The sequence below is a fragment of the Pseudomonas sp. GZD-222 genome (assembly GCF_049310525.1).
Lineage (GTDB): Bacteria > Pseudomonadota > Gammaproteobacteria > Pseudomonadales > Pseudomonadaceae > Aquipseudomonas.
This window is the reverse complement of record NZ_JBMOWO010000063.1, coordinates 1-26,507: the sequence shown is the minus strand read 5'-3', so window position 1 is coordinate 26,507 and position 26,507 is coordinate 1. Positions and strand designations below refer to the sequence as shown.

Genomic DNA, 26,507 nt, shown 5'->3' with positions numbered 1-26,507 from the left:
CTTCCCTCTTCCCTCTCTCCCCCCTCCCTCCCCCCCCCCCCCCCCCCCCCCTCCCCCCCCCCCCCCCGCTCCTACAGGTCAGTGTGTCGGGCAGCCCTGTTCCTTGACGATCCGTTGGGTCGACGCCGGATACTTGGCCAGCTTTTCTGCCGCCCGTGGCGGGCGCTTCAACAACACACCACCGCAGTTGGGGCACTGACCCTTGAGCTGCTGCTCATTGCAGTCCGTGCAAAACGTGCATTCGAACGAACAGATCAAGGCATTCTGGCTGTCGCCGGGCAGGTCACAGCCGCAGCATTCGCAGTTGGGGCGTAGTTCGAGCATGGGCGGATCCTCTAGCTGGGTCGATAGAGATGGGCATGGCTGGCACGGTACAACGCCGATTCGGAAAAACTGTCGCTGGCCAGCACCTGGCCAACCAGAATCAGTGCGGTACGGCGAAACCCCTTGGCTTGCACCTGCTGGACAATACCATCAAGCGTATCGAGCACCCAGTCCTGGTCCGGCCAGGTAGCGCGATGGACCACCGCAATCGGGCAATCCCCGCCGTAATGCGGGCGCAGTTCCTCGACGATCTTCTCCAGATGCTTGACCCCAAGGTGAATCGCCAGGGTGCTGCGATGGCGGGCCAGGTCGGCCAGTTGTTCGCCTGCGGGCATTGGTGATTTGTCGCCATAGCGGGTGAGAATCACGGTCTGGGCGATGTCCGGCAAGGTCAATTCGCAGCCGAGCAGGGCGGCGCTGGCAGCCACGGCGGTAACGCCCGGGATGATCTCGTAGGGGATGCCCAACTCGCGCAGGTAGCGGATCTGCTCACCGATGGCGCCGTACAGGCTGGGGTCGCCGCTGTGCACCCGGGCGACATCCTGGCCCAGGTCGTGCGCCTGTTTGATCGCTTCGATAATCTGCGCCAAGTGCAGCTCGGCACTGTTGATGACCGTCTCGGCGCGATGCCCTTCCAGCACGGCAGCGGGTACCAGGGAGCCGGCATAGATGATCACCGGGCAGCGATGGATCAGGCGCTGGCCTTTAACGGTGATCAGCTCGGGATCGCCGGGGCCGGCACCGATGAAATAGACGGTCATGCAGAATCCTTGAAGAGAAAACGCTGATTATCCGCCAAAGCCGGTGGCCGTGGCCAATGCCAGGCTGGCGCCGCTCAGCAGGGTGCGGGGGACGCGCAACTGTGCCGAGCCCGCAAGCTGTTCAGCCAGGGCCAGCGCGGCGCTTTCGGCAACGCCATAGCAACCACTGTGCTGATAGACAACAATTGAACGATGACTCAGGCGCTGTTCGAAGGCGGCCAGTTGCTCGGCACTGAAGAACAGCAGGGGCACCTTTAGGCGCCGGGCCAGTTGGTGCAGCCCGGGTTCGTCTTGCTTGAGGTCGATACTGGCAAGGCCCGCGACGGCTGCCAGCGGCAGGTCGTGGGCCTTGAGGGTCTGTTCCAGCAGATCGCCCAGCGTTTTAGCCGGGCAACCCCGTCGACAACCCAGGCCGACGAATACCTGCATGGGTTTCAGGCCTGGCTCGAACGACGGAACAGCCAGGCACTGAGCAGACCCAGCACCAGCCAGAATGCAGCGTTGGTCAACAGCGAGGCGACTTTGAACTCAGCTTCCAGAGCTTCGGGTGCAAGCATTTCATGAACCTCCGGCTGCGGTGCGCCAATCACATGCGGCACCACCAGCAGCACAACGCCCAATGCCTTGAACAGCCAGTTGTGGGCAAACACAATCAACCCGAGCCCCACGGCCGTGGCGGCGGCAGTACCGACCCACCAGGCCTGGCGCTGGGCCAGATCGGCGGCAGCGGTACCCGGCAGCTCCGGTGGCAGGCCCAGGGTCGGCGCCAGGCAGAACACGGCAAAGCCGCCCAAGCCCCAGAGTGCGCCGCTGACCACGCTGTTGGGTGCGCGCAGCGAATACAGCGCGGCCAGGATCAGAGCGAAGCCGACGGCAACAACCAGATTGCCACCCGTGGTCGAGAGCACACGCTGCCAGCCGTCTTCCGGCGACCAGGCTTCGCTGTCGTGGTGGTGATCGGCGTCCACGCCAGGGGCATGTTCATGGGCTTCGACCGCGGGCGCGGCGCTTTCATAGGTTTCCGCCTGGAGAATCAGCGGCGCAACCCAGAAGCTTTGCAGCAGGGTCAACAGCAGGGCAGCCAGCAGGCCGGCGAACCCTGCGGTACTGGCAATACGCTTAATCATCGGACGGCACTCAGTGGCAAGGGAAGGCGGCGCTGTGGCGGGTATCGTGGGCAGCGTTGTGCACCGCTTCGATATGCGAGAAACCGGCGAAGTAGACCAGGCACAGGCCCAGCAGCGAGGCACCGACGGCGACCAGCAGGCGCTGGCTGAGGCTTGAAGGGGTAACGGCTGAGTGACTGGCGGTACTGGTACGCATGGCGCTTTCCTCTTGGTGTTGTTCGGCAACAGGCAAGCGCAGGAAACCCCTGCACGGAGTTCGCCCAGGGGTTGCAACAGCGCCCGCCCACCGCGGGTTTGTCAGATCAGTGTCGGGCCGGTCTCCGGGCTGGCGAGGGCTGAGCGATTGCTCAGCCAGAGGCGTCACCTTCCCATGCCGGACTACGGGCACAGTGGTACTGACGCTTTTCTCACTTACCGTTGCGGGGGCAGCACCGGACTTGTCATACACCGCTATCACGTAGCGTATGACGCACCGGTTTCCCAGTTTCACCCTGTAAAGGGCACCCAAACGAATAGCGCTAGCAAATCACGGGTGAGGTCAGGCGTCAATCGTGACAGCAGTTGACCGCTCACCGGGCACTGCGTAGCCTAGCCGCTTCGAGGTTCTTCGGCGCTGGCCGAAGCTAAGACGGGAACGCGGTTCAAGCCGCGGCTGCCCCCGCAACTGTAAGCATTGAACGGTTCGACACAGCCACTGCGTCCGCGCGGGAAGGCGTCGTTCGACTGGCCTTCGGCCGGTGCAATGCAAGCCAGGAGACCTGCCTCGAACAGTTTCCGACATAAACCGGGCGGGGTGATCCGGTGGCGAACGCGTCCAGGTATTGATACCTGTGGCTCTCGTCCCGCATGCCCGCCATCCTGCCAAGGGCATCGACATGAAAACACTGGCCAAACTCCCCGTCACCATCGTTACCGGCTTCCTCGGCTCGGGTAAAACCACGCTGCTGCGGCACATGCTCGACAACGCTCAGGGGCGGCGCATTGCGGTGATCGTCAACGAGTTCGGCGAACTGGGCATCGACGGCGAGATCCTCAAACAGTGCAGCATCGGCTGCACTGAAGAAGAGGCCAGTGGCCGCGTCTACGAACTGGCCAACGGCTGCCTGTGCTGCACCGTGCAGGAAGAGTTCTTCCCGGTGATGCGTGAACTGGTGGCCCGTCGCGGCGACCTGGACCACATTCTCATCGAAACCAGCGGCCTGGCCCTGCCAAAACCTTTGGTGCAAGCCTTCCAGTGGCCGGAAATCCGCAATGCCTGCACGGTTGACGCCGTCATCACCGTAGTCGACAGCCCGGCCGTGGCCGCAGGCACTTTCGCTGCCTACCCGGATCAGGTCGATGCCCAGCGCAAACTCGACCCGAACCTGGACCACGAGTCGCCCCTGCACGAACTGTTCGCCGACCAGCTGGCCAGTGCCGACCTGGTGGTACTGAACAAGGCTGACCTGATCGCCGCCGATGACCTGGCCAAGGTCCGCGCCGAAGTGCAGGAAGAACTGCCGCCCGCGGTCAAAGTGATCGAAGCCAGCAGCGGTCGCCTGCCACTGGAGGTGCTGTTGGGGCTGGGCGCGGAATCCGAAGCGCATATCGACGGCCGTCGTACGCACCACGATTCGCACCATGACGGTGATGATCACGACGATCATGACCACGATGCCTTCGACTCGATCTCCATCGAACTGCCTGAAGCCGACGAGAGCCTGCTGCTCGACGCCTTGACTCAGTTGGTTGTGCAGCACGGCATTCTGCGGGTCAAAGGCTTTGCGGCAATCCCGGGCAAGCCGATGCGTTTGCTGATTCAGGGTGTAGGTACCCGTTTCGACAAACACTTCGACCGCGCCTGGCGCAGCGAAGAGCCGCGCACCACGCGCCTGGTGCTGATCGGCCAGGAACTGGATGCGGTACAACTGGAAGCGAGCCTGCGCGCCGCCCTGAGCGCCTGATCCATGCACCTGCTGCGGACCCAGCCCGGTGGTTTTGTACCGGACGACAGTATTGCCGACCTCGGCCAGACCCCGGCCGAGCTGGTCATTCTCTGCAGCGGTGACTCGCACCTGGCACTGCTGGCGGAAACCGCCCAGCAGTTGCCCGAGGATTTCCCCAGCCTGCGTCTGGCCAACCCGATGCAGGTACAGAATCATGCGTCGGTCGACCTGTATGTCGACGAAGTGCTGCGCCACGCCAAGGTGATATTGGTGTCGCTGCATGGCGGCGTCGGTTATTGGCGTTACGGCGTCGAGCAGTTGCTGGAACTGGCGGCGCGTGGCGTGCAGTTGATCCTGGTGCCAGGCGATGATCGCCCGGACCCGGAGCTCACCAGCCTGAGCACCGTGTCGGCAGAACAGGCCGAGCGCCTTTGGCACTTTCTGCGTCAGGGCGGCAAGGCCAATGCCCTGAACCTGTTCAACTGTCTGGCCAACCAATGGTTGCAGCGCGATTACCCCTGGAGCGAGCCGCAACAATTGCCGCGCACGGCGGTGTATCACCCGCACAAGGCCAGCACCGAGCTGGCGGATTGGTTTGGCGCGTGGCAGGTCGAACAGCCGGTGGTGCCGATCCTGTTTTACCGCTCGCACCTGCAGGCGGCCAACACGGCCTTTATCGACACCTTCTGCGAGCGTTTGCAGCTCGCCGGGCTAAATCCTTTGCCGATCGCGGTGGCCAGCCTCAAGGAGGCCGGTTGCCTGAGTCAGGTGGAAGACTGGCTGGACCAGGTCGACGCCGCATTGATCATCAACACCACCGGATTTGCCCAGTCCAGCCCGGAGCAACCGCACCTGCGGCCGTTTCGCCAGGATATTCCGGTGCTGCAAGCCATCTGCGCCCAGGACAACGAACCCGGCTGGCAGGCCAGCGAGCAGGGGCTGGGCGCTCGCGACCTGGCCATGCACATCGTCTTGCCGGAGCTGGACGGGCGCATCATCACCCGGCCGATCAGCTTCAAGGACCTGGCCTGGCGTAGCGAGCGCAGCCAGTCGGATGTGGTCTGTTATCGTCCGCACGCCGAGCGCATGGATTTTGTCGCCGAACTGGCGCGGCGCTGGTGCGAGCTGGCGCAGTTGCCGAACCAGGACAAGCGCGTGGCGCTGATCCTGGCCAACTACCCAACGCGCGACGGACGCATCGGCAACGGTGTCGGCCTCGATACCCCGGCAGCAGCCTTGAACATCCTGCGTGCCCTACAAGCACAGGGCTACCCGTTGAGTGCCTTGCCCGAAAGCGGCACGGCGCTGATCCAGGCGCTGCTCGGAGGCGTCAGCAACGACCTGGACAGCCTTGATCGACGTCCCTGCCTGCAGAGCATGGCCCTGGACGATTACCGCAAGGCCTTCGCCGCCTTGCCGCAGGCAAATCAGGACGCCGTGCGCGAGCGCTGGGGCGAGCCTGAGCAGGACCCGATGTTCCGCAGTGGGCGGATGATGGTCGCCGGCCTGCGCTTTGGCCTGACGTTCGTCGGCATCCAGCCGGCCCGCGGTTATCAGCTGGACCAGAGCGCGGTCTATCACGATCCCGACCTGGTGCCGCCGCACGGATACCTGGCGTTCTATTTCTGGCTGCGCCATGGTTTTGCCGCTGACGCGTTGATCCATGTCGGCAAGCACGGCAACCTCGAGTGGCTGCCGGGCAAAGGCGTGGGCCTGTCCGCCAGTTGCTGGCCGGATGCCCTGATCGGGCCGCTGCCGAACATCTATCCGTTTATCGTCAATGATCCGGGTGAGGGCGCCCAGGCCAAGCGCCGGACCCAGGCGGTGATTATCGATCACCTGATGCCGCCGTTGACCCGCGCCGAAACCTACGGGCCGCTGCGTCACCTCGAAGCGCTGGCCGACGAGTACTACGAGGCACAGCTGCTCGACCCGCGCCGCGCCCGTGAACTGCAGCGGGACATTCTTGAGCTGCTGCGCGATAACCATATTGACCGCGAGCTGCAGCTTGAAGGTGCGCTGGATGATGCCGCCGTATGGCTGCCGCGTCTGGACACCTACCTGTGCGACCTCAAAGAGTCACAGATCCGCGACGGTCTGCATGTATTTGGCGAGTCGCCGACCGGGCGCCTGCGCACAGACACCTTGCTGGCCTTGTTGCGGGTCGGACGTGGTGATGGGCGCGGGGCCAATGCCAGCTTGCTGCGGGCGCTGGCCAGGGCGCTGGCACTGAAGTTCGATCCGCTCGACTGTGACCTCGGCCAACCCTGGGACGGCCCGCGTCCGGCGTTGTTGCAGGCACAGGATGAGGCGCTGTGGCGGACTGCCGGTGATACCCGCGAGCGTCTGGAGATACTTGCCGGGCACTACATCACCCACACCCTGGCAGGCACTGCCGAGGTGCCGGATGAGCCGGGCTGGTCCGAGGTACATGCGGTGCTGCAGGCCTTGCAGCAAATCGTCGCGCCGCAACTGGATGCCTGTGGCCCGGCGGAACTGCAGGGGCTGCTCGCTGCGCTGCAGGGGCGTTTCGTCCCTGCAGGCCCCAGCGGTGCTCCCAGCCGTGGTCGCCTGGATGTGCTGCCCACTGGGCGTAACTTCTTTACCGTCGATGTGCGCAACCTGCCAACCACCACGGCCTGGCGCATCGGCTTTGCCTCGGCCAACCTGATTCTTGAACGCCACCTGCAGGACCATGGCGATCATCTGCGCCAGCTTGGGCTGTCGGTGTGGGGCACGGCGACCATGCGTACCGGTGGCGATGACATCGCCCAGGCCATGGCGCTGCTTGGCGTGCGCCCGGTGTGGGCCAGTGGCAGCCAGCGGGTCGATGACTTTGAAATCCTGCCCTTGAGCCTGCTGGATCGGCCACGGGTGGATGTGACCCTGCGCGTTTCGGGGTTCTTCCGCGATGCTTTCGGCAACCTCATCAAGCTGTTCGACTCGGCGGTACAGGCGGTGGCCGCACTGGACGAACCCGATGACCTCAACCCGCTTGCGGCCAAGGTTCGCAGCGAACGCGCCGAACTTGAGCGTCAAGGCTTGAGCAACGAGCAGGCTGCACGTCAGGCTGGCTGGCGGATTTTCGGCGCCAAGCCTGGGGCCTATGGTGCCGGGGTGCAGAACGCGATCGACGGGCACTTGTGGAATGAGCGCAAGGACCTTGCTGAGGTCTACCTCAACCACGGCGGCTATGCCTATGGGGCAGCAGATGAAGGCACACCGGCGCGCGCCGACTTTGCCCGGCGCCTGAGCCAGGTGCAGGCGGTGATTCAGAACCAGGACAATCACGAGCACGACTTGCTCGATTCCAACGACTATTACCAGTTCCAGGGTGGCATGCTGGCGGCCGTGGAAAGCCTGGGCGGCAAGCCTGCGGCGAGTTACCACGGTGACCACAGTCAGCCGGATCGCCCGCGTATCCGCACCTTGAAAGAAGAGCTCAACCGGGTGATCCGTGCCCGTGCGCTCAATCCGAAATGGATAGACGGGGTCAAGCGTCATGGCTACAAAGGTGCCTTCGAGCTGGCGGCCACCGTCGACAACCTGTTCGCCTTCGATGCCACCACGCACTTGATTGACGACCACCATTACCAGTCGCTGGCCGAGGCCTATGTGCTGGATGGCCCGACCCGCGACTTTATTCGCCAGCACAACCCCCAGGCCCTGCGCGATATTACCGAGCGCTTGCTCGAAGCTCAGCAGCGTGGCCTGTGGGAGTCGCCGGGGGACTACCGTGAAGCCCTCGAAGAGCAACTGCTGGACGGCGAAGAAGAGACCTGAGATGACTGAACCTGCACATTTTCCCCTGTCGGCCGTGGTCGGCGCCGATGAGTTGAAGCTCGCCCTGTGCCTGACGGCGATCGATCCAAAGATCGGTGGTGTGCTGATCGAAGGCCCGCGCGGTATGGCCAAGAGTACGCTGGCGCGGGGGTTGGCCGACTTGCTCGGCGAAGGCCCTTTCGTGACCTTGCCACTGGGGGCCAGTGAAGAGCGCCTGGTCGGCACCCTCGACCTGGACGCTGCGCTGGGCCAGGGCAAGGCGCAGTTCTCTCCCGGTGTGCTGGCCAAAGCCGACGGCGGCGTGCTCTATGTCGATGAGGTCAACCTGCTGGCCGATCATCTGGTCGATCTGCTGCTGGACGTTGCCGCCAGTGGCACCAACCGGGTCGAGCGCGATGGGATTTCTCACCGCCACAGTGCGCGATTCGTGCTGATTGGCACCATGAACCCGGAAGAGGGTGAGCTGCGGCCGCAGTTGCTCGATCGTTTCGGCCTCAACGTGGCCCTCGACGGCCAGCCAGCGCCCGAGGCGCGTGGGCAGATTATCCGTCGGCGGCTGGATTTCGACGCCGATCCTGTAGCGTTTTGTGCGCAGTGGGCACCGGCACAGGCGCAACTGCGCGCGCGTTGCCAGGCAGCGCGAGAGCGACTGACACGGATTGCCCTGGATGATCAGGCGCTGGCGCAGATTACGGAGCGCTGTTTTGCCGCCGGCGTCGATGGTTTGCGCGCCGACCTGGTCTGGCTGCGTGCTGCCCGGGCGCATGCTGCCTGGCGCGGTGCAGAGCAGATTGAAGCGCAGGATATAGAAGCCGTCGCCGAGTTCGCCCTGCGCCATCGGCGTCGTGAAATGCCGCAACAGCCCGCTTACAGCCCGGCGGCAGAGCCTCAGGGTGGCCAGGGCTCAAGTACCGAGCAAGGGCAGGGCGCCTGGGGTGAAATGCCGCCGCAAGCGACAGCGACCGGTGCCCGCCGTGAGGTGCCGAACTGGGCAAAAAAGCCCTGAGCATCCGCCGCGCACAGGTGACGGATGCCAAACCCCGCCCCGGGGCGATCAAGCAAGGCCCGCGCGGCCACGCCCGAGAGGCCACACAGGGCACGGTGGCCTGGCCGGCTACCTTGCTCAAGGGGCGCCCACGGCAACGCCGGGACCTGTGTTGGCAGCAACGCACGGCCAGCGCCCATGAACTGTGGTTGGTGATTGTCGATGCTTCGGCCTCGACCCGCCGTTTTCAGGCGTTGAGTCAGGCCAAGGGCCTGTTGGCCGGGTTCTTCGATCAGGCCTACCGGCAACGCGCACGCCTGACCCTGCTGACCGCCAGCGGCAACGCGCCGCGCTGGCAGCGTCATGGTCTGAAAGCCTCGGCAGCTTTGCAGCCCTGGCTTGACAGCCTGGGGGCCGGTGGGGGAACGCCTTTGCTGGCCGCCCTGGAGCAGGCACGGCACTGGCTGCAGGCTCGGCAGCGTCAGCATCCCGCTGAGCAGCAACGCTGCCTGGTACTGACGGACGGTCGACTGAAGGCCTGGGAGCCACTGCAACCGCTGCCGTGCCCAAGTCTGCTGGTCGATATGGAGTGTTCACCCGTGCGCCTGGGACGTGCGCGTTTATTGGCGCAACAGTTACAGGCCGACTACCGGTCGATAGACAGTTTCAAGATTATTGGATAAATAAAATGCGCGTACCACGAAGTACGCTAGTGACACTGCGGCGTGTTGTCGCAGTATAAGTTTTTGAAACAATTAAGTTACTTGGCGTGCATCGCGAAGATGCACCGCCATTATCCAAGCCTGCAGTGTTACTGCTTACTTTGGCATCGACCACGGTTGCAGGTCGCAACCCTGTTTTTTCAACTCGGCGCGCATTTCTTCAATCAGGCTGGCCAGTTGGTCGGGGTCGGAGTAGGTGCTGCTCGGCACCTGCTTGCCACCAATGCGAGTGCTGGTGCGGTCGATCACTGCCAGGCTCAGTTCACCTGTACCGTTAGGCGAATCCCAGGCAACGCACTGGAAGGGTTCGAAGGCGTGGTCGGCAATCAGCAGTGCTTCGTTGACACGGAGCGGGGCATTCATGGGTTCGGTCTCTCTGTGGGCCCAAACAAGATAATTAACAACTGCATCAGCAGTGAGTTACTTGTACTGATGCACGCAGTACAGGGTGGAGTCACAACAAACTTCAATTTTTTTCAGTCAGGTGCAAAAACACAGCTGACAGACGACGCCTGAGACGCCGAAAGTTCAATAAGATTCCCCTGTCCGCGCTGTTTCAGCGCGTTGACGGACAGACGGTAGTGGGCGTTTGACGCATCGTTGCTACTGTTACAAACGGGCCCGCCAACTTGCTGTTTCTGCATAAAATTCCAACAATTGGCGCCAAGGAAAGGTCATGCTTGAACCTGCATCCAACCGCCGCCTGCTGATCGTCGATCCTTGCGATGATTGTCACCGTTTACTGCCAGGCCTGCGCAACGTCGGCTGGGATGTTCACAGCTGTAACTTGTCTTCTGCCCTGGAGCATCCCTGTGATGTCGGCCTGCTGCGTCTGCAAGCCTCGCATTTGCGGCATCCGGATGCGGTCAAAGACCTTATCAGCCGCAGCAATACCGAATGGATCGCCGTACTCGGTCCGGATGAGCTACGCATACAGAACGTCGGCGATTTCGTCTGTGAATGGTTCTTCGATTTCCATACCTTGCCGTTCGATGTCTCACGGGTGCAGGTCACCATTGGCCGGGCGTTCGGTATGGCCCGCCTGCGTGGCAAAGGCACTGTTCATGTCGATGAGCTGGAGCACGAACTGCTGGGTGACAGCCGACCGATTCGCGAACTGCGCAAATTGCTCAGCAAGCTGGCGCCCACCGAGTCACCGGTGCTGATTCGGGGCGAGAGCGGCACAGGTAAGGAACTGGTTGCGCGCACCTTGCACCGTCAGTCCCAGCGCCACGACAAACCCTTTGTGCCGATCAACTGCGGCGCCATACCAGAGCACCTGATTCAGTCTGAACTGTTCGGCCATGAAAAGGGCGCGTTTACCGGGGCGCACCAGCGCAAGATCGGCCGCATCGAAGTCGCCAACGGCGGCACTCTGTTTCTCGACGAGATTGGTGACTTGCCCCTGGAACTGCAGGCCAATCTGCTGCGTTTTCTCCAGGAGAAGCACATCGAGCGGGTTGGCGGTAGCCAGCCGATTGACGTCGATGTGCGGGTGCTGGCGGCAACCCACGTTGACCTGGAAAAGGCCATCGCCCGCGGCCGCTTTCGTGAGGACCTGTATTACCGACTCAATGTCCTGCAAGTGGTCACCGCACCATTGCGTGATCGGCATGGTGACCTGTCGATGCTGGCCAACCACTTTGCCCACTTCTACAGCCTTGAAACCGGGCGACGCCCACGCAGTTTCAGCGAGGACGCCCTGGTGGCGATGGGCAAACATGACTGGCCAGGCAATGTGCGCGAGCTGGCCAACCGGGTGAGACGTGGACTGGTGCTGGCCGAAGGCCGGCAGATCGAGGCGCAGGACCTGGGATTGCTCAGTCAGCATGCTTTTGAAGCTAGCATGGGAACCCTCGAAGACTACAAACACCGGGCCGAGCGCCAGGCGTTGTGCGACGTGCTTACTCGACACAGCGACAATCTGAGTATTGCCGCCAAGGTCCTGGGTATTTCCCGGCCGACCTTCTACCGCCTGCTGCACAAGCATCAGATTCGTTGAGCGACTGGCAGCTGCCGGCAATGTATAAAGCCCGCCGAAGCGGGCTTTTTCATGGGCGATCGCGTTAGAAGTAGTACGGAAATTTCAGGCTGAAGGAAAAGTCTGGCGAGTCCTCGGTCAGGCCAATGGCCAGGTTCGGGACGATTGTCAGGTTGTCGGTTGCGGCAAGGGTCATGCCGATGTTGAAGTTGGCCGAGTTGTAGTCACTGTTGGTAATTGACTGCCAATCGCCACCATCGGGCTTGATTTTGCTTTTGTCGGCGAACTGGTCAGTGAATGAAAACGACATACTCATCTTCTCGTTCAAGGCAAATGCGATACCGGCACCGATCTGCCAGGAGTTGCCGAGTTTTACGTCGCCCGGGACTTTGGTGTTGATCGTGGGGCTGATGTCGCTGAACGAATCTTCCATGTTGTAGGTGTAGGACAGGCTGCCGAAGAGCACGGCAGGGTCATAGGTCTTGACCAGCGAAATACCCGGCGTGATCGCCCAGACACCGTTACCGGTCGGCAGATCTTCGGGTACCGACAGGTTGTCGTTGTTGGGGTCGTTGACCAGTTTGATGCCATAGGGCTCATCACCGGTCGGTGCCTTGACGCGCAGGGTGACGACTGCGTCGGGAAGGTATTCGGATTCATCGAGGAATTTATAGGCAACACCGACGTTGATATCGCCGATGGCCGGGTCGCGGGTAACGGTTGCGTCGGAGGTGACCGGGCCAGCGCCCCCCGCGCCGCCAGAGGAGTACGTCGATTGACGATAGACCACCGGGACGTTGATATCGAACTGCCAGCGCTGGTCCATGTTGTAGCGGGCGGTCAGGTCCAGGGTCCAGTTATCAGCCTTGATGCGGTCGAGGTTGATATTGCCGAGGAAAATCGAATCCAGAGCCAGGAAGCCGTTGAGGACCAGGGCACGGGTATCGTAGTGCGTGTAGGTCAGCCCGGTTTCGACGCTGAACTTGCCGCCACCGAAGAAGCCGCTGGCTTCGTCATACAGGTTGGAAACGCTTTGTGCCGGTTCCGAATCCTCCTTGAGCGATTGGCCGTAGGAGCTGCCGCCTGTGGTTCCCGGCGCACCTGCTGCCACTGTCTGGCCACCCCTGACTGTTTCCGCGGGGGATTTGGTCAGGCGTTTGGGAGGCGGTGTCACAGGTGTTTGTTCGACCTGGCGAACGCGCTGTTCGAGGACCATCAGCGCGTTCTGTTGTGCTTCATAACGCTGTTTCAACTCCATGAGTTCTTGTTTTAATGCTTCGACCTGAGGGTCCGGTGCTGCGTAGAGCAATGTCGCCGGGGTCAGGCTACTCAGACAGACGATAGCTCTGAACGTTAACGATCGGTGCATGGGGTTAGCCGTCCCTTCTAACTGCATTTGATGAGACTGAGCGTAGATCAGAATCCGAGAGTGCGAATTCCTTTGAGCTGGTCCAGGTTGCCGTTCAGCGAACCGGCTGTCGGCACGTTCTCACGCAGTACGACATTGAGGGAGGTGAGGTTTCTGACCTGGTTGCCGCCGCCGAGCAACGTCGTGTTCTGCATCAGCCCACCCTGGGCCAGGCGTTGTTCGGTGCTGCCCTGGTTGTTGTTGGCGACGATGTTGAGTTGGACACCGCTGCCGGTCGAGGAAACGCTCAGCGAGCCGGCGCCGTTGGCGCCGACCAATGTCGAGCCTGCAGCCAGTGCCTCGCCGCGCTGTTGCGTGGCGGGTGCCTGGTTGGCCTTGGTGACGTTTATATCCACGCCATTGTAGGCCGTGTTGTTGTCGCCAGCGGCCCGCACCACTTGGGTGACGCCTTCGGTGCTGTTGAGACCGCTGCCACCGGTGACGGTGCCGGTGCCGGGTGTTTGCGAACGCGCAGTGGCGCTGCCTTTTTCGTCGATCATCGATACATAGAACTGTGGCTTGATCGTCGACTGTTGAATTTGCATCGAGGACGTAGCGCCGATCACTTCACCGTTGGCATTTTGCCAGGTGCTGGTCATGACCACGCCGAAACTGATGATTCGTCCCGGCATCACGTAACGGCCGCGCAGGTTTGCCAGTTCCTGATCCTTCAGTTCGATGGGTTTTAACGATTGGGCCTGGGTTGGCAGGCTGGCGGCCAGGCAAACCACGGCCAGCCACAGTGGAGTCTTCATTGGATGCTCCTGGAGCGTCGTGCTCCCTTATCATTAGAAGAAGTCGCTTCGAATGAAGCCGAAGTCCATCAACTCTGCGTCTCGCACCGGGCTAAAGCCGTTGATGCGGTTTTTCGCGGTCAGCGGCATCGGTGGGTCGAGCAAGGCATTGGTTTTGTCGTAACCCTTGCCGATGACGGCGAAGATGATGCCGTTCCAGCCTTTGACAAAGTCGTCGACTTTGTAGCGCTTATGACCGAGCACGGGGTCGCCGATGTACACCCAGCCTTTGTCCACGCGTTGCATGACCACAAAGTGTTTGTAGCCACGCACGTCCATCAGCACCACTACTGGAATGCGGATACTGTGCAAGGTCTCAACGGCCACCCGGTAGCCACGGGCACGCATGCCCAGGCTTTCCACATAACGCTTCATGTCGAGCATGGAGAAGCCCTGGACCCGGACAAGATCCTGATCGGCGTGTGCCAGCATGCCTTCGATGATCTGTTCTTCATCTACGTCCAGCCAGTAGGCCTGGCGCAAAATGGTTGCCAGCGCAGCTGCGCCGCAACTGAAGTCGGTTTTCTGTTGCACCAGGTCGGCGAATTTGCGCTCGCGTACACTCTGGATGGGCTTGAAAATCACCGCGCCACCCGGCAACACGGAGAGTGGCATCTGGGCCGCTTCGCCCACACTGGCCACGCAGAGCAGAAACGCCAAGGCGATAATGCGCATGTCGGACGCCTTCTGGTTGAGTTGAGAAAAGGCCCCCCGAAGGGGGCCTCCAGGCCAAGGCAATCAGAACGATTGGTTGGAAATGGCCAGCGAGTTGCTTTGTTGGTTGCCGACACCGGCAGCCACGTTGACGCCGAGGTTGCCGCTGCCGCCGTTCACCGAACCACTCAGGGTTGCAGTGTTGGTCACAGGGTTAGCCCAGCCGGTTGGGGTCAGCACTTGGAACGAGATGCTGTTGCTCAGCTCAAACGAGTCGGCTTCGCTGTAGCTTTTCGAAATGCTGTCCGAAGACTCGGAAGCAGATTCTTTGGCTTTGTCATACGAGGCAGAGGCCGATTTTTCGAACGAAGACTCTGCAGCCTTGTCCCACGCCGATTCGCGCGACTTATCGTAGGCAGACTCGCGAGACTTGTCGTAGGAAGACTCGCGAGACTTCTCGAACGAGACGTCCAGCGTCCGATCAAACGAAGAGTCGCGGGTTCTGTCGTACGAAGAGTTCGACGAGGATTCATGCGATTTGTCGATCGACGCATCGAGGGTTGCGGTAAGCGAAGCGTCGGCACTGCGGCTGCGGGTGAACTCGTTATCGTTGAAGGTACGGGTAGAGGACTGGTTGGCTTCTACAGAAGCGTCCAGCGATGCGGACAGCGTGGTATTGGAGCTAGAGCTGTGATCGCGGCTGTTGGTGCCACTGGCAGACGAGCTGTTGGTACCACTGGCAGACGCGTTGAGCGAGCCGCTGGACGACGAGCTGTTGGAACCGCTGGCCGACGAGCTGTTGGATCCGCTAGCCGACGAGCTCTTCGAACCGCTGGCACTCCAGCTATTGGAGCCGCTGGCATCAGCGTTCCACGAGCCGCTTTCGCTCGAGCTCGCAGAAGAGCTCTTGTCTATGCTGGCGTCAAATGTCCCTTCGCGGGAGGACGAACCGCTCTTGGTGGTGGTGAAGGTCAGCGTATCGACGCGATAGGTCCGATCGGCACTGTTTACCACTTCCAGGCCAGGACCGCTTTGGTTGGCCGAAGCAGTGGCGGTTGCATTGCCCAGCGGGGCATTGGTGTTGGCAATTGCCATGGTGTTTTTCTGCTGGTTGAGGTCGCCGCCAGCAATGTTGATGCCCATGTTGCCGCTACCTTCGCTACCCGATCCGCTCATCACAGCAGAGTTTTGCGTGCCGAAGTTGTAGACCTTGTTGTTGTTGCTGTATTGCGTGACTCTGGCGGTGGCTTCGGATGTGCCGAACACGAAGCTGTTGTCGATGGCACTGGAGTCGGCGCCAGCATTGGCGATGGCGGCCGCGTTGTCTTGCTGGTTGCCTGCGCCTGCAGCCACGTTGACGCCGACGTTGCCGCTGGTGCCGGAAGCAGATTCGTTCATCTCGGCTTCGTTGATAGTACCTTCGTTGCGGATTTTGTTACCGGTGCTGCTTTGCCTGTCGTGGGCATTGGCAGTGGCGTCGACATAGAACGCTTTTGGCGGAGGGGTGTGGTTGTTGTGATGGTGGCCATGGCCACGCCGTTCGTTTTGATCAGCTTGTACAGCAACAGCCATGACCGCAGCAATTGCGAAAACCAGAGGCTTGATTGCCATCGAGGGTTTCATGGTGATTCTCCGTACTTTATTTTAGGTTAAGTGTTGTTCTTACCTGTTTGGGTCAATCCACGACCCGTACGCTCAGGGTGTTGGCCATGCGGTTTCCCACCCCGGCGCTCTGATTCAACTGAATCACCCCGCGGCTACCGGTGAATGCCTGGTCACTGGTAGTGACCTGGCGATGGCCGGGTGCAGAGTCAGTTGGATCGGAGCGGTTGATCAGCGCCACGTTCTGTTGCATGAGGACGCTGTCGTCGATACTTTGTGGCTGAGTACTGAGGCTGATGCGCAGGGCGTTGGCTTGCTGATTGCTGGCGCCGCTGCTCTGGTTGACGCCAAGGGCTCCGCTGCCGTTGCTGAAGGCATCACCCTGGATGCCGGACCGGGCATCTATCGCGGGATCGACATGGGTGCGCAAGCGTTGGCGAACCTCTGTGGTTGCACTGGCGCTATGGCCAATGGCGAAGGCCCGCACGTTGGCTTGTTGCTGTTGATCGCCAGCCGCCTGGTTAACCGTGAGATTGCCCTGGTACTGCATGCCGGAACTGTCGATATTGGCGTTGTTGATCACTGGGGGTTGGGCGAGGGCCGGTGCACTGCAAAGCGTGGCCAGAATCAGCAGCGTGTGCCTCATCTCACTTGCCTCCGGTCAGGATCTGCAGGGGCGCGAGGCCTTTCTGCACGCTTGAATTGACCATGTTGGAGATGCCGTTGCCGGAGCCTGTGGAGCGACCACCGGCCAGGTTGGGCAGTTGCGTCTGGGTGTTGATGTTGCCGCCCAGGTTGTTGGTCTGTTGTGTGACCAGGGAGCTGATGCCGGCACCGCTGCTGATCCCGGCAAAGTCACCATCGCTCAGTTCGTTTGTTTGCTTGAGGATATGCGCCGACGGGTTGGCATTGACGGTGGTCGGGTAAGGGTCGGGAACCAGGGGCGCGCGTATTGCGTTGCGCGTTTGCACATCGCGGGTAATGATGATGATTCCGTTCTCGGCCTGGACCGGCAAGCTGAAGCTTGATCCCAGTGCACACCCGACCAGCAGGAGGCGAAAAATGCCTTTATCCAATGTTCCCACGATGGCGATTCCTTCTTCAGTGCGCTGGCCCTGCTCAGCGTTGCGAGTAGGGGAGCAGAAGGTGTGCCGCTTTTGGTTAACAGTGAATAATCAACAGGTTGAAGCCCCAATCGATAGGCGCCGGGATTTTGTTGTATCAACCATGAGACAGATTTTTGCCAAACGCTCGCTTTGCAGGCCGTTGGCCGTGCCTGAAGGGTTGTTTCAGGATATGTATCACTGAATTAACACCGCCCCCGGGTTTGGGGGATGTCCCGCAAATACGGGGACTATGCCCCACCGGGGTGTATCAGTGAGCTAACACTCAGTGGCGCAAGCTGCAGATTTGCCATCGAGCAATTGCTGTACGGCAATCAGCACGGCTGCACTGCGCTGGGCCCAGTCTCCACCAATGACCCGGACAGGCTGGTGATGATGCTGCAGCCAGGCGAGGCTGTCGGCAAAAAACGCCTGACGCTGATCCAGGGCGGGTTGGCAGCGCTGACCATCGCCAATCCAGCTCACGCCTGCGGGGTCGAGCAGCAGGTGCAAATCGTAGCGACGTGCGAGCAGCGCTTGCTCAATCCAGGCCGGGCAATCACCGAACAGTACCCGGCTCCAGAGCAGGTTGCTCAACAGGTGAGTATCGAGAATCAACAGTTCTGGCCGGCGTGCGCGGGCGGCGTCTTCCCAGGCCAACTGGCCACGTGCAATCGCGGGAATATCGCCGTAGCAGGTGTCTCGGCCCTGCTCGTCGATAAAGTGACGCACATACTCACCTACCAGCTCGCCGCCGAAATGCGCCTGGATTTCGCCACTCAACCAGCTTTTGCCGCTGGATTCCGGGCCGGTCAGCACCAGCACCTTCATGCGCTGACCAACGCCGGGTCGCGGCGCCATGCTCGCCAGCCCTGCACGGCGATCAGGGTGAACAACGCGTACAGTGCCGCAGTCAGGTATAGCCCTTTATAGAGGAACAGAGTGACGAAAATCACGTCCAGTACGATCCACAATGGCCAGCACTGCACGCGCTTCTGCGCCATCCACAGCTGGGCCACCAGGCTGAAGCCGGTCAGCGCAGCATCAAGCCAGGGTTGCGCAGCGTCGGTCCAGGTAGCCATCGCAGCTCCCAGAGCCAGACTGCCCAGCAACCCCAAGCCGAGACCGAACAGCATCGGTTGGGTATCGAGGTGGGTAACCTGACGGGCCTCGCGTTGGCTGTTCGGGCGTGTCCATTGCCACCAGCCGTAGAGTTGCAGCACGGCATAGACCAGCTGCAGGAGCATGTCCGAATACAAGCGCACTTCAAAGAAGATCCAGCTGTAAAGCAGCACCATCACCAGACCAATGGGCCAGCACCAGGGGTTCTGTTTGGTCGTGAGCCACACGGCGATAACGCCGAGCACGGCGGCGAACAGTTCGAGGCCGGACATCGGCGTTCCTTGGCGGTTCGGGGGAGGGCGGCGATTGTACCTTGTGGTGCGGCGGATGTAGGAGCGAATTTATCCGCGATGGACTGCGTAGCAGGCCCATTTTGGGGCCGCGATGCGCCCCATCGCGGCGGTCCGGCGTCCCGGTGAATCCGCTCCTACAGGCAACGCGGATGAACACACACCGCGTTGATCCCCTCGCTGGCAAGTCCGGCTCCCACCGATGTTGTATTACACCCGGAACTGCCCCAGCAACCGATCCACCTGCTCACGCAACTGATTCAAAGCCACCCCGGCATTGCTCGACTGCTGCGCCGCTGATGCCGTCTGGCGCGACAGGTCGGCGGTTTCTGTCACATTGCGGTTGATCTCCTCAACCACATGGGACTGTTGCAGTGTCGCACTGGCAATTGAGGCGTTGAGGGCGGTGAGGTTGTGCAAGGCCTGGCTGATGGCGTCAAGGCTGACACCGGCTTCGTTGGCTTGTTCGATGGTCTGGCGTGAGGCTGAGCTGCTGGCGTCGATGGCCTTGACCGCTGCTTCGGACTGACCTTGCAAATGCTCGATCATGCTCTGGATTTCTGCCGTTGACTGCTGGGTACGCTGGGCCAGCAGGCGGACTTCGTCGGCAACCACCGCAAAACCACGCCCCTGTTCGCCCGCCCGGGCAGCCTCGATGGCGGCGTTGAGGGCCAACAGGTTGGTCTGTTCGGCAATCGAACGGATCACTTCCAGGACGCTGCCGATGCGTGTGCTTTGGCTCGCCAAGGCCTGGATCACCGTGACGGCTTCATCGATGGTGCCTGACAGCTGGTCGATTTGCTGCAGGCTGCCGTGGATGCTTTGTTGACCCTGTTCGGCGCGGTGCTGGGCGTCGCGCATTTCGCTGGAGGCCTGCTCGGCATTCTTGGCGACGTCTTGCACGGCGTAGCTCACTTCATTGATTGCCGTGGCCACTTGCTCCATTTGCGCAGATTGCTGTTCGCTGTGTTGCTGGGCCTGGTTGGCGTTGCTGCCGACATCCACGGCGGATTGCCCCAATGCGTGTGCTGCGCCCTGCAGTTGGCCGATCACTCCCTGCAACTTGCCGGTAAAGCGGTTGAAGTGTTCACCCAACTGCGTGACTTCATCACAGCCATGGGTATCGAGGCGCCGGGTCAGGTCGCTTTCGCCGCTGGCGATCATGGCCATGGCATCCACCGCCTCCTGTAGGGGGCGCGAGATGCTGCGGGCAATCAGCACCACCAGCAGGGTCATGACCAGGGCAATGCCAAGCCCCAGAAGCGAGGCGTCGCGCAACTGGCGCAGGAATTCGTTTTGCATGTCATCAATATAGATACCCGAGCCGATAACCCAGCCCCAGGGTTTGAACAGCTGGATGTAGGAGGTTTTTTCCACTGGCTCGCTGGCGCCGGGTTTCGGCCAGCGGTAGTCGATGCTGCCGCCACCCTGGGTTTTGGCCAGCGCGACCATTTCGTTGAACACGGCAAAGCCGTCCGGGTCGCGAATCGCCGCAAGGTCCTGGCCGTCGAGCTTGGGGTTGGCCGGGTGCATGATCATCTTCGGCCCCAGGTCGTTGATCCAGAAGTAGTCGTTCTGGTCGTAGCGCAAACCACGCACGGTGCTTAACGCTTGTTGCTGGGCGGCCTCGCGGCTCAGGGTGCCAGCGGCTTCGAGTCCCTGATAGTAGGCCAGGACGCCGGCGGCGGTTTCCACCACGTGGCGGGTCTTTTCGGCCTTGGCCTGGTACAGGTCGCCGTGGATCTGCCGGAGCATCAGCAAGCCCAAGGTCAATAGCATCACTACTGCCACTACCAGGATCAGCCACAAGCGGCGATTGATCGACATGCTTCGTAGAGTCTTCATGGAACGGTCACCCCGGATTCTTTTTATTGTCCTGTGCATCCCAGCATGGTTTCTTCCCGCCACCTACTCGACCAAGGGCTAAGTGTCCGAACCGCCAAGGTGTGTAGCGCCGACCAGCAGCGTTTATACGAGAGGTCTGATAGGATCTCGGCCCGGTCGGGGCAAACCTGAAGGGTGGCTGAACTTTTCTGCCGCTTTTGCGACCAACTGTCGCTGCAAACGACCGGGCATTCGAATCAGCTTTGGCTTATGGAAACTACAACGGGGGCATGCCGTCGGCATCGCTCCGTGGGGGAATAATGGATCTTTGGACCGGCCTGCAGGCCGTCATTTTGGGTATTGTCGAAGGCTTGACCGAGTTCTTGCCGATTTCCAGCACGGGTCACCAGATCATTGTCGCTGACCTGCTGAACTTTGGCGGCGAGCGGGCGATGGCTTTCAATATCATCATTCAGCTGGGGGCGATCCTGGCCGTGGTCTGGGAGTTCCGGCGCAAGATCTTCGACGTGGTGCTGGGTTTGCCGAAGGAGCAGCAGGCGCAACGTTTCACCCTCAATCTGCTGATTGCCTTCATGCCGGCGGTGGTTCTGGGCGTGCTGTTTGCTGACCTCATTCACCACTACCTGTTCAACCCTGTCACGGTCGCCGCTGCCCTGGTCGTGGGCGGCGTGATCATGCTCTGGGCCGAGCGTCGGGCGCATGTGATCAAGGTCGAGCAGGTCGATGATATGCGCTGGAGCGATGCCCTGAAGATCGGCTTTGTTCAGTGCCTGGCGATGATCCCGGGGACTTCGCGTTCCGGTTCGACCATTATCGGCGGCCTGCTGTTCGGCCTGTCGCGCAAGGCAGCCACTGAATTTTCGTTCTTCCTGGCCATGCCGACCATGGTCGGTGCTGCGGTGTACTCGGGCTACAAATACCGTGATCTGTTCCAGCCTGGCGACTTTCCGGTATTCGCCATCGGCTTCGTGGTCTCGTTCATCTTCGCCATGATTGCCGTACGCGGCCTGCTGCGCTTTATCGCCAACCACAGTTACGCCATGTTCGCCTGGTACCGCATTGTCTTCGGCCTGATCATCCTGGCGACCTGGCAGTTCGGCGTAGTCGACTGGGCCACGGCGAACGGTTGAGACGATGAGTCCTCCACAGCCTTCTGCTCGACGTGCCGTTAGCCGTAATGGCGCAATTCAGCACCCACGCAGCAAGCTACTGGCCTTCGTCGGCTTGTGCCTGTTGCCACTGGGTGGTGCCCTGCAGATGCTGGTCAGCGGACAGTCCTGGCTGCCCGCGGTGACCTATCCGCTGGCCAGCCTGTTGAGTTTTGCGCTGTATTGGCGCGACAAGCATCAGGCCCGTACTCAGGGCTGGCGCACACCGGAAAAGGTCCTGCACGCTAGCGAATTGTGTGGAGGCTGGCCGGGGGCGCTGCTGGCCCAGCAGGTCTTTCGGCATAAAACCCGCAAACTGTCATTCCAGCTGAGCTTCTGGGCGATTGTCGCTCTGCATCAGTTGTTCTGGTTCGATCACCTGGTGTTCGCCGGCCGTTGGCTGGGTAGCGCACTGGGGCCGTTGCTCAGATAAGCAAGCCCGGCTGCAGGCGCTTCGGGAGACGCCGGACCACCAACTGGTGGGAGCGCTGCAGCAGGTCGCAAAGCTCTTCGCGGCCCATGGAGTAGGGTGGCGTCATACTGATCCAGTGAGCACGCGCCAGGTAAGGCGCCGGGCGCACGCCGGGACGGTCGACGTAGCCAAGAAACAGATCGTTGTCGACCTTGAACGACAGGCCGGCGCCCGCCAGGTCGAGGACCGCGAACATCTTGTTATCGGCAATCGAGAACACCCGAATACCGCCCCATTTATAGTCTTCCCGTGCACCGGGCAGGCTCAGGCAGAACGCTGCCACCTGCGCTTCGCTCATTTTTCCCTCAGACATAACATTTCCCACAGTCGGCAAAAGACGCTACCAGGTGGTCGATCCACACCCGCACCGCAGGCAGAAGGCCGCGCCGATGAGGGTAGACCGCTTGCAGGTAGCCCCCAGGTAGTGACCAGTCAGGCAGCAGCCGCACCAGTTCGCCACGGTCCAGTTCCTCCTCGCAGTGCATGATAGGCAACGCCGTGAAGCCCAGACCGGCCATTGCCGCCTCTTTACGCACGATAAAATCATCAATGGCCAGGCGTGCTTCCATGGCCAATTCCTTATTGTGGCCGCGGCTGTCGAGCAAGCGCAGGTGCACCAGGCGGTCGGCGTCCACGGCGCCCAGCACCGGTAAACCACTCAGGTCTTCGGGCGTGGCCGGGGCATGAGCGGCGGCGAATCCTGGCGACGCCACCAGGTACATCTGTGCCTGGCGCAGGCGCCGGGAGACCAGGGCCGGATCTTCATCACCCAGATCACGTACGCGCAGGGCTACGTCGATGCCTTCGGTGATCAGGTCGACCCGGCGGTTGAGCAGGACCATGTCCAGCTGCACCTGCGGATACTTTTCGAGAAAGCGGCTGATCACTTGCGGCAACAGGGTGTGGGCCAGTCCTACCGGGCACGATACCCGCAAGCGTCCGCGCGGTTCACTGGTCATGCTGGCGACGGCTTCATCGGCCATCTCCGCTTCCAGCAGCATGGCCTGGCAGTGACGCAAGTAGCGTTCGCCGACGGCGGTCAGCTTCAATTGCCGGGTGGTGCGCTGTAGCAGGCGCGCCCCCAGGCGATCTTCCAGCTCGGCTATGCGTCGGGACAAACGCGACTTGGGGATCCCGAGCAGGCGTCCGGCCGCAGCAAAGCCACCGGATTCGACCACCCGGGCAAAGTAGAAGAGGTCGTTGAGGTCTTGCATGGCGATCACCATTGTCCTGTCAGTAGGACAAACTAACGCATTTTTGCTGACTTATCAGCTATTCATCATCCCGGTAGGATTCTCTCCATCGTGATCGCCCAGATGCGGTCTTCAATCAGGAGAGTCCCATGAAACTGTTGCATATCGATTCGAGCATTCTGGGCGACAATTCCGCCTCCCGTCAGCTGAGCCGCAGCGTGGTCGATGCCTGGAAAGCCGCCGATCCTTCGCTGGAAGTGGTTTACCGTGATCTGGCGGCCGACGCCATCAGCCATTTCTCCGCGGCCACCCTGGTTGCCGCCGGTACCCCGGAAGCGCTGCGTGATGCCGCGCAGCAGCACGAAACCAAGCTCAGCAGCGAAACCCTGCAGGAGTTTCTCGACGCTGACGCGGTGGTGATTGCCGCACCGATGTACAACTTCACCATCCCGACCCAGCTCAAGGCCTGGATTGACCGTGTGGCTGTGGCTGGTCAGACCTTCCGTTATACCGAAGCCGGCCCGGAAGGCCTGTGCGGTGACAAGAAAGTCATCCTGGTATCCACTGCCGGCGGTCTGCATGAGGGCCAACCGACAGGTGCTGGTCACGAAGACTTCCTCAAGGTGTTCCTCGGCTTCATTGGTATCACCGACCTGGAAATCGTCCGAGCCCACGGCCTGGCCTACGGTGAAGAGCATCGTGCCAATGCCCTGAGCGCAGCCCAGTTGCAGATCAGCAATGAGTTGTTTGCTGCTGCTTGACAAGCTGCAGCGCTTGATCAGAACCGACAGCAGACCATGTCTGCTGTCGGTTTTTTCATTGAGCTTTCATCCACACGGCAATGGTGCGCTCTATGCTTGATCGGTACCCGGTAGCTGATCATCCGGGCAGGGTGGACGCAAATGTGCAAGATCGCTGTGTTCTGGATGCTGTGCTGGCTTGGCGTTGCCAGTGTTGCGCAGGCAGAACCGGCGCAGCACTGGAGCGTCGGCCTGCACCGCCTGGTGTTCGCCGACCCGCTGGATGCACGACCTGTGCAGGCGCTGGCGTTCTATCCCTCCAGTGGTCCCGCCCGTAGTAGTCGTATTGACGGTTACCGGGTCGAAGCCAGTGAAGGTGCGCCGATCGCCATCGGGCGCTTCCCGCTCTTGATGGTTTCCCACGGCAACACCGGTACACCGCTCGCACTGCATGACCTGGCTAGCGCATTGGCACGACGGGGGTTCGTAGTGGTAGCGGTGACCCATCCAGGTGACAACGCCCGCGATCACAGCCGCCTGGGCACGTTGAGCAACCTCTATGGGCGGCCGCTGCAGATCAGCGCTGCCATCACTGCCAGCCTTGCTGATCCCATGCTGGCGCCTTATATCAGTGGCGAGCAGGTGGGCATGATCGGCTATTCGGCCGGCGGCGAAACGGCCTTGATTCTTTCGGGTGCGCAGCCCGACCTTGAGCGTTTGCGGCGCTATTGTCTGGAGCGGCCGCTGGATGCTGATGCCTGCAAGACCAAGGGTGTACTGATCGCCGATCGAGTCGACCTGAGTGCCGAGGCTGACCCACGGATCCATGCCCTGTTGCTCATGGCGCCCTTGAGCTTGATGTTTGGCCGCCACGCCCTGGCCCAGGTTAATGTGCCCGCGCTGATATACAGCGGCGACAAGGATCAACTGCTGGCTATCGACAAGAACGCCCAGGCCCTGGCGCGCAAGCTGCCGGTGACGCCCAACTACAAGTTGCTCGCGGGTGCCGGGCACTTTGTCTTCATGGCGCCGTGCGACGATGAGCAGCGCGAGCATATGGCGGCGCTGTGCAATGACCCGGACGGCGTCGACCGCGAGGATATCCACCTGTCGCTACAGACCGAAGCCGCGAACTTTTTCACTCGCACACTGGGCCGTCCCGCTCGTGCCGGACTCAATACCGCCGATCAGTAACCTCGAGCGCGGCGCGACAGCACCAGGGTCAGGCCGACGCCGCTCAGCGACAGCAAGGCAGCGATGCAGAAAATCGAGGCATAGCCCAAGTGCAAGGCCACCGCACCCATCAACGGACCTGCGATGGCCAGGGCCAGGTCGAAAAACACCGCATAGGCACCCAGGCCTGCACCACGGCTGGACACCGGTACCTGCTTGATAGCCTCCACGCCCAGCGCCGGATACACCAGCGATAGGCCAAACCCGGTCAACCCGGCGCCGACCAGTGCCAGCAACGGGCTGGGGGCCAGCCACAGCAACATCAGGCCGAGGGCCTCGGTGGTCATGCACACGATCGCCACTTGATAGCCGCCGAAGCGATTGACCGCATTGACGAACAGTAGCCGCGAGAGGATGAAGCACAGGCCAAAGGCGCTCAGGCACCAGGCTGCGCCGCGCCAGCCTTGTTCCAGGTAGAACAGGGTGACAAAGGTGGTCAGGGTTCCGTAGCCAATCGAGGCCAGGGTCAGGCCCATGCCACACGGCGCCACACGGGCAAACGCGGACCAGAACGGCAGGCGTTCACCGCGCACCACCGGGAGCGAGGGCTTGTTACGGATCGCCAGCAGGGCCAGCAACGCCAGCGCCGTCAACAGCAAGCCCAGCGTGGCGAAGTTCACCTGGTCCACCAGCATCACGCCCAACGGCGCGCCAATCGCAATGGCACCATAAGAGGCAATGCCGTTCCAGGAAATAACCCGTGCGGTGTGCTCTGCGCCCACCGCACCGATGCCCCAGCTCAAAGTGGCGACGCCAATCAAACCTTGGGCAATGCCCAGGCACACGCGCCCGGCGAGCAAGGCCAGCAGGCTTATCAGCGGTATATTGACCGTCAGGGCCGAAGCGCAGGTCAGCACACCGCTGATGGCAATGCCGATCAATCCGTAGATGATTGCCTGTTTGGTGCCTTTATTGTCGGCCACTCGCCCGGCGAACGGACGGCTGAGCAAGGTAGTGAGGTACTGCAGGCCAATGGTCAGGCCGGCAATGACCGCGCTAAAACCCAGTTGGTCATGCACATAGCCAGGCAACACCGCGATCGGCAGGCCAATGCAGAGGAAGGCTATAAAGGTATAGAAGACAATCGACAGGATCTGCAGCGTAATAGAGAAGGTGCTGACAGGCGCGGGATGTGACGCGGACATGAGCTCGTTCGCTGGCCGGCGGTGGGAGAGGGCCCATGATCGCTGGCGGCGAGGATAAAAGGAAGCAGGCTAACAGTTTTTAACAGCATCGGGGGGGGGGGGGGGGGGGGAGGGGGGGGGGGAGGAGGGGGAGGGGGGAGGAGGGTGTGT

The 26,507-nt window shown here is 61.5% G+C and carries 26 protein-coding genes, 2 pseudogenes and 2 riboswitches; of the genes and pseudogenes, 9 read left to right on the top strand and 19 right to left on the bottom strand.

What is annotated here, in order from left to right; genetic code table 11:
- Nucleotides 1-78: 78 nt before the first annotated feature.
- The 5 genes from ACO6VD_RS11850 to ACO6VD_RS11830 are packed head-to-tail and all read right to left on the bottom strand — an operon-like array spanning nucleotide 79 to nucleotide 2,408.
- Nucleotides 79-324 (bottom strand): DUF1272 domain-containing protein, encoded by a 246-nt coding sequence (locus ACO6VD_RS11850; protein WP_422419231.1) that lies wholly within the window; start codon nucleotides 322-324, stop codon nucleotides 79-81.
- Between the two features lie 11 nt (nucleotides 325-335).
- Nucleotides 336-1,085 (bottom strand): precorrin-4 C(11)-methyltransferase, encoded by a 750-nt coding sequence (gene cobM, locus ACO6VD_RS11845; protein ID WP_422419229.1) that lies wholly within the window; start codon nucleotides 1,083-1,085, stop codon nucleotides 336-338.
- A 27-nt stretch (nucleotides 1,086-1,112) separates the two neighbouring features.
- The gene (locus ACO6VD_RS11840; RefSeq protein ID WP_422419228.1) at nucleotides 1,113-1,514 is read right to left on the bottom strand and encodes a cobalamin biosynthesis protein; all 402 of its coding nucleotides are present in this window, start codon (nucleotides 1,512-1,514) and stop codon (nucleotides 1,113-1,115) included.
- Nucleotides 1,515-1,519: 5 nt separating this feature from the next.
- Nucleotides 1,520-2,212 (bottom strand): CbtA family protein, encoded by a 693-nt coding sequence (locus tag ACO6VD_RS11835; protein ID WP_422419226.1) that lies wholly within the window; start codon nucleotides 2,210-2,212, stop codon nucleotides 1,520-1,522.
- Nucleotides 2,213-2,222: 10 nt separating this feature from the next.
- Nucleotides 2,223-2,408 carry a CbtB domain-containing protein gene (locus tag ACO6VD_RS11830; protein ID WP_130264559.1) on the bottom strand — a complete coding sequence of 62 codons (186 nt, stop codon included), beginning with the start codon at nucleotides 2,406-2,408 and terminating at the stop codon, nucleotides 2,223-2,225.
- Between the two features lie 98 nt (nucleotides 2,409-2,506).
- Nucleotides 2,507-2,733, bottom strand: a riboswitch (cobalamin riboswitch).
- A gap of 62 nt (nucleotides 2,734-2,795) precedes the next feature.
- A riboswitch (cobalamin riboswitch) is annotated at nucleotides 2,796-2,992 on the top strand.
- 95 nt (nucleotides 2,993-3,087) lie between these two features.
- Here ACO6VD_RS11830 and cobW point away from each other — a divergent pair.
- The 4 genes from cobW to ACO6VD_RS11810 are packed head-to-tail and all read left to right on the top strand — an operon-like array spanning nucleotide 3,088 to nucleotide 9,588.
- Nucleotides 3,088-4,155, top strand: a complete 1,068-nt coding sequence (gene cobW / locus ACO6VD_RS11825) for a cobalamin biosynthesis protein CobW (protein ID WP_422419237.1) — start codon at nucleotides 3,088-3,090, stop codon at nucleotides 4,153-4,155.
- Nucleotides 4,156-4,158: 3 nt separating this feature from the next.
- Nucleotides 4,159-7,920 carry a cobaltochelatase subunit CobN gene (cobN, locus tag ACO6VD_RS11820; RefSeq protein WP_422419224.1) on the top strand — a complete coding sequence of 1,254 codons (3,762 nt, stop codon included), beginning with the start codon at nucleotides 4,159-4,161 and terminating at the stop codon, nucleotides 7,918-7,920.
- A 1-nt stretch (nucleotide 7,921) separates the two neighbouring features.
- Nucleotides 7,922-8,926 (top strand): ATP-binding protein, encoded by a 1,005-nt coding sequence (locus ACO6VD_RS11815; protein ID WP_422419223.1) that lies wholly within the window; start codon nucleotides 7,922-7,924, stop codon nucleotides 8,924-8,926.
- A 47-nt stretch (nucleotides 8,927-8,973) separates the two neighbouring features.
- Nucleotides 8,974-9,588, top strand: coding sequence for a vWA domain-containing protein (locus ACO6VD_RS11810; protein WP_422419235.1), 615 nt, complete (start codon nucleotides 8,974-8,976; stop codon nucleotides 9,586-9,588).
- A gap of 135 nt (nucleotides 9,589-9,723) precedes the next feature.
- Here the strand turns inward: ACO6VD_RS11810 and ACO6VD_RS11805 are convergent, their stop codons facing one another.
- Entirely contained in the window at nucleotides 9,724-9,990 is a 267-nt protein-coding gene (locus tag ACO6VD_RS11805) for a hypothetical protein (protein ID WP_400173802.1), read from the bottom strand.
- Between the two features lie 313 nt (nucleotides 9,991-10,303).
- On the opposite strand from ACO6VD_RS11805, the gene ACO6VD_RS11800 reads away from it, so the two are divergent.
- On the top strand, nucleotides 10,304-11,629 hold the full coding sequence (locus ACO6VD_RS11800) for a sigma 54-interacting transcriptional regulator (protein ID WP_400173801.1): 1,326 nt from the start codon (nucleotides 10,304-10,306) through the stop codon (nucleotides 11,627-11,629).
- Between the two features lie 64 nt (nucleotides 11,630-11,693).
- On the opposite strand, the gene ACO6VD_RS11795 is transcribed toward ACO6VD_RS11800, so the two are convergent.
- The 10 genes and pseudogenes from ACO6VD_RS11795 to ACO6VD_RS11750 all read right to left on the bottom strand — a co-directional run.
- Nucleotides 11,694-12,977, bottom strand: a complete 1,284-nt coding sequence (locus ACO6VD_RS11795) for a hypothetical protein (protein ID WP_422419221.1) — start codon at nucleotides 12,975-12,977, stop codon at nucleotides 11,694-11,696.
- Between the two features lie 47 nt (nucleotides 12,978-13,024).
- Nucleotides 13,025-13,771 (bottom strand): hypothetical protein, encoded by a 747-nt coding sequence (locus ACO6VD_RS11790; RefSeq protein WP_422419220.1) that lies wholly within the window; start codon nucleotides 13,769-13,771, stop codon nucleotides 13,025-13,027.
- A gap of 33 nt (nucleotides 13,772-13,804) precedes the next feature.
- Complete coding sequence (locus tag ACO6VD_RS11785) at nucleotides 13,805-14,485, bottom strand: C39 family peptidase (protein WP_422419218.1); 681 nt, start codon at nucleotides 14,483-14,485, stop codon at nucleotides 13,805-13,807.
- Nucleotides 14,486-14,548: 63 nt separating this feature from the next.
- Nucleotides 14,549-16,087 carry a heme utilization protein gene (locus ACO6VD_RS11780; RefSeq protein WP_422419216.1) on the bottom strand — a complete coding sequence of 513 codons (1,539 nt, stop codon included), beginning with the start codon at nucleotides 16,085-16,087 and terminating at the stop codon, nucleotides 14,549-14,551.
- Between the two features lie 52 nt (nucleotides 16,088-16,139).
- Complete coding sequence (locus ACO6VD_RS11775; protein WP_422419215.1) at nucleotides 16,140-16,712, bottom strand: adhesin; 573 nt, start codon at nucleotides 16,710-16,712, stop codon at nucleotides 16,140-16,142.
- 1 nt (nucleotide 16,713) lies between these two features.
- Complete coding sequence (locus ACO6VD_RS11770; protein ID WP_422419213.1) at nucleotides 16,714-17,151, bottom strand: hypothetical protein; 438 nt, start codon at nucleotides 17,149-17,151, stop codon at nucleotides 16,714-16,716.
- 297 nt (nucleotides 17,152-17,448) lie between these two features.
- Nucleotides 17,449-18,000 carry an AAA family ATPase gene (locus ACO6VD_RS11765; protein WP_422419233.1) on the bottom strand — a complete coding sequence of 184 codons (552 nt, stop codon included), beginning with the start codon at nucleotides 17,998-18,000 and terminating at the stop codon, nucleotides 17,449-17,451.
- Nucleotides 17,997-18,563, bottom strand: coding sequence for a nicotinamide riboside transporter PnuC (gene pnuC / locus ACO6VD_RS11760; RefSeq protein WP_422419211.1), 567 nt, complete (start codon nucleotides 18,561-18,563; stop codon nucleotides 17,997-17,999). Before pnuC ends, ACO6VD_RS11765 begins: the two co-directional genes overlap by 4 nt.
- Before the next feature lie 228 nt (nucleotides 18,564-18,791).
- Nucleotides 18,792-19,382 (bottom strand): annotated as a pseudogene (locus tag ACO6VD_RS11755) (methyl-accepting chemotaxis protein); the annotation flags it as partial.
- Between the two features lie 267 nt (nucleotides 19,383-19,649).
- Nucleotides 19,650-20,336 (bottom strand): annotated as a pseudogene (locus ACO6VD_RS11750) (cache domain-containing protein); the annotation flags it as partial.
- A gap of 389 nt (nucleotides 20,337-20,725) precedes the next feature.
- Between ACO6VD_RS11750 and ACO6VD_RS11745 the strand changes: the two are divergent.
- Both ACO6VD_RS11745 and ACO6VD_RS11740 read left to right on the top strand, forming a co-directional pair.
- Nucleotides 20,726-21,556: an undecaprenyl-diphosphate phosphatase gene (locus ACO6VD_RS11745; protein WP_422419209.1), complete on the top strand. Its 831-nt coding sequence runs from the start codon at nucleotides 20,726-20,728 to the stop codon at nucleotides 21,554-21,556.
- 4 nt (nucleotides 21,557-21,560) lie between these two features.
- Nucleotides 21,561-22,007: a DUF1294 domain-containing protein gene (locus tag ACO6VD_RS11740; RefSeq protein ID WP_422419207.1), complete on the top strand. Its 447-nt coding sequence runs from the start codon at nucleotides 21,561-21,563 to the stop codon at nucleotides 22,005-22,007.
- Here ACO6VD_RS11740 and ACO6VD_RS11735 read toward each other — a convergent pair.
- Nucleotides 22,000-22,359: an MmcQ/YjbR family DNA-binding protein gene (locus ACO6VD_RS11735; protein ID WP_422419205.1), complete on the bottom strand. Its 360-nt coding sequence runs from the start codon at nucleotides 22,357-22,359 to the stop codon at nucleotides 22,000-22,002. The genes ACO6VD_RS11740 and ACO6VD_RS11735 overlap by 8 nt on opposite strands.
- Entirely contained in the window at nucleotides 22,352-23,260 is a 909-nt protein-coding gene (locus ACO6VD_RS11730) for a LysR substrate-binding domain-containing protein (RefSeq protein ID WP_422419204.1), read from the bottom strand. Before ACO6VD_RS11730 ends, ACO6VD_RS11735 begins: the two co-directional genes overlap by 8 nt.
- Before the next feature lie 128 nt (nucleotides 23,261-23,388).
- On the opposite strand from ACO6VD_RS11730, the gene ACO6VD_RS11725 reads away from it, so the two are divergent.
- Together ACO6VD_RS11725 and ACO6VD_RS11720 are read left to right on the top strand one after the other, a co-directional pair.
- The gene (locus tag ACO6VD_RS11725; RefSeq protein WP_422419202.1) at nucleotides 23,389-24,000 is read left to right on the top strand and encodes an FMN-dependent NADH-azoreductase; all 612 of its coding nucleotides are present in this window, start codon (nucleotides 23,389-23,391) and stop codon (nucleotides 23,998-24,000) included.
- Between the two features lie 141 nt (nucleotides 24,001-24,141).
- Nucleotides 24,142-25,173: an alpha/beta hydrolase family protein gene (locus tag ACO6VD_RS11720; RefSeq protein WP_422419200.1), complete on the top strand. Its 1,032-nt coding sequence runs from the start codon at nucleotides 24,142-24,144 to the stop codon at nucleotides 25,171-25,173.
- On the opposite strand, the gene ACO6VD_RS11715 is transcribed toward ACO6VD_RS11720, so the two are convergent.
- Entirely contained in the window at nucleotides 25,167-26,357 is a 1,191-nt protein-coding gene (locus tag ACO6VD_RS11715; protein ID WP_422419198.1) for an MFS transporter, read from the bottom strand. The two genes, ACO6VD_RS11720 and ACO6VD_RS11715, sit on opposite strands and share 7 nt — an antisense overlap.
- Between the last annotated feature and the right edge of the window lie 150 nt (nucleotides 26,358-26,507).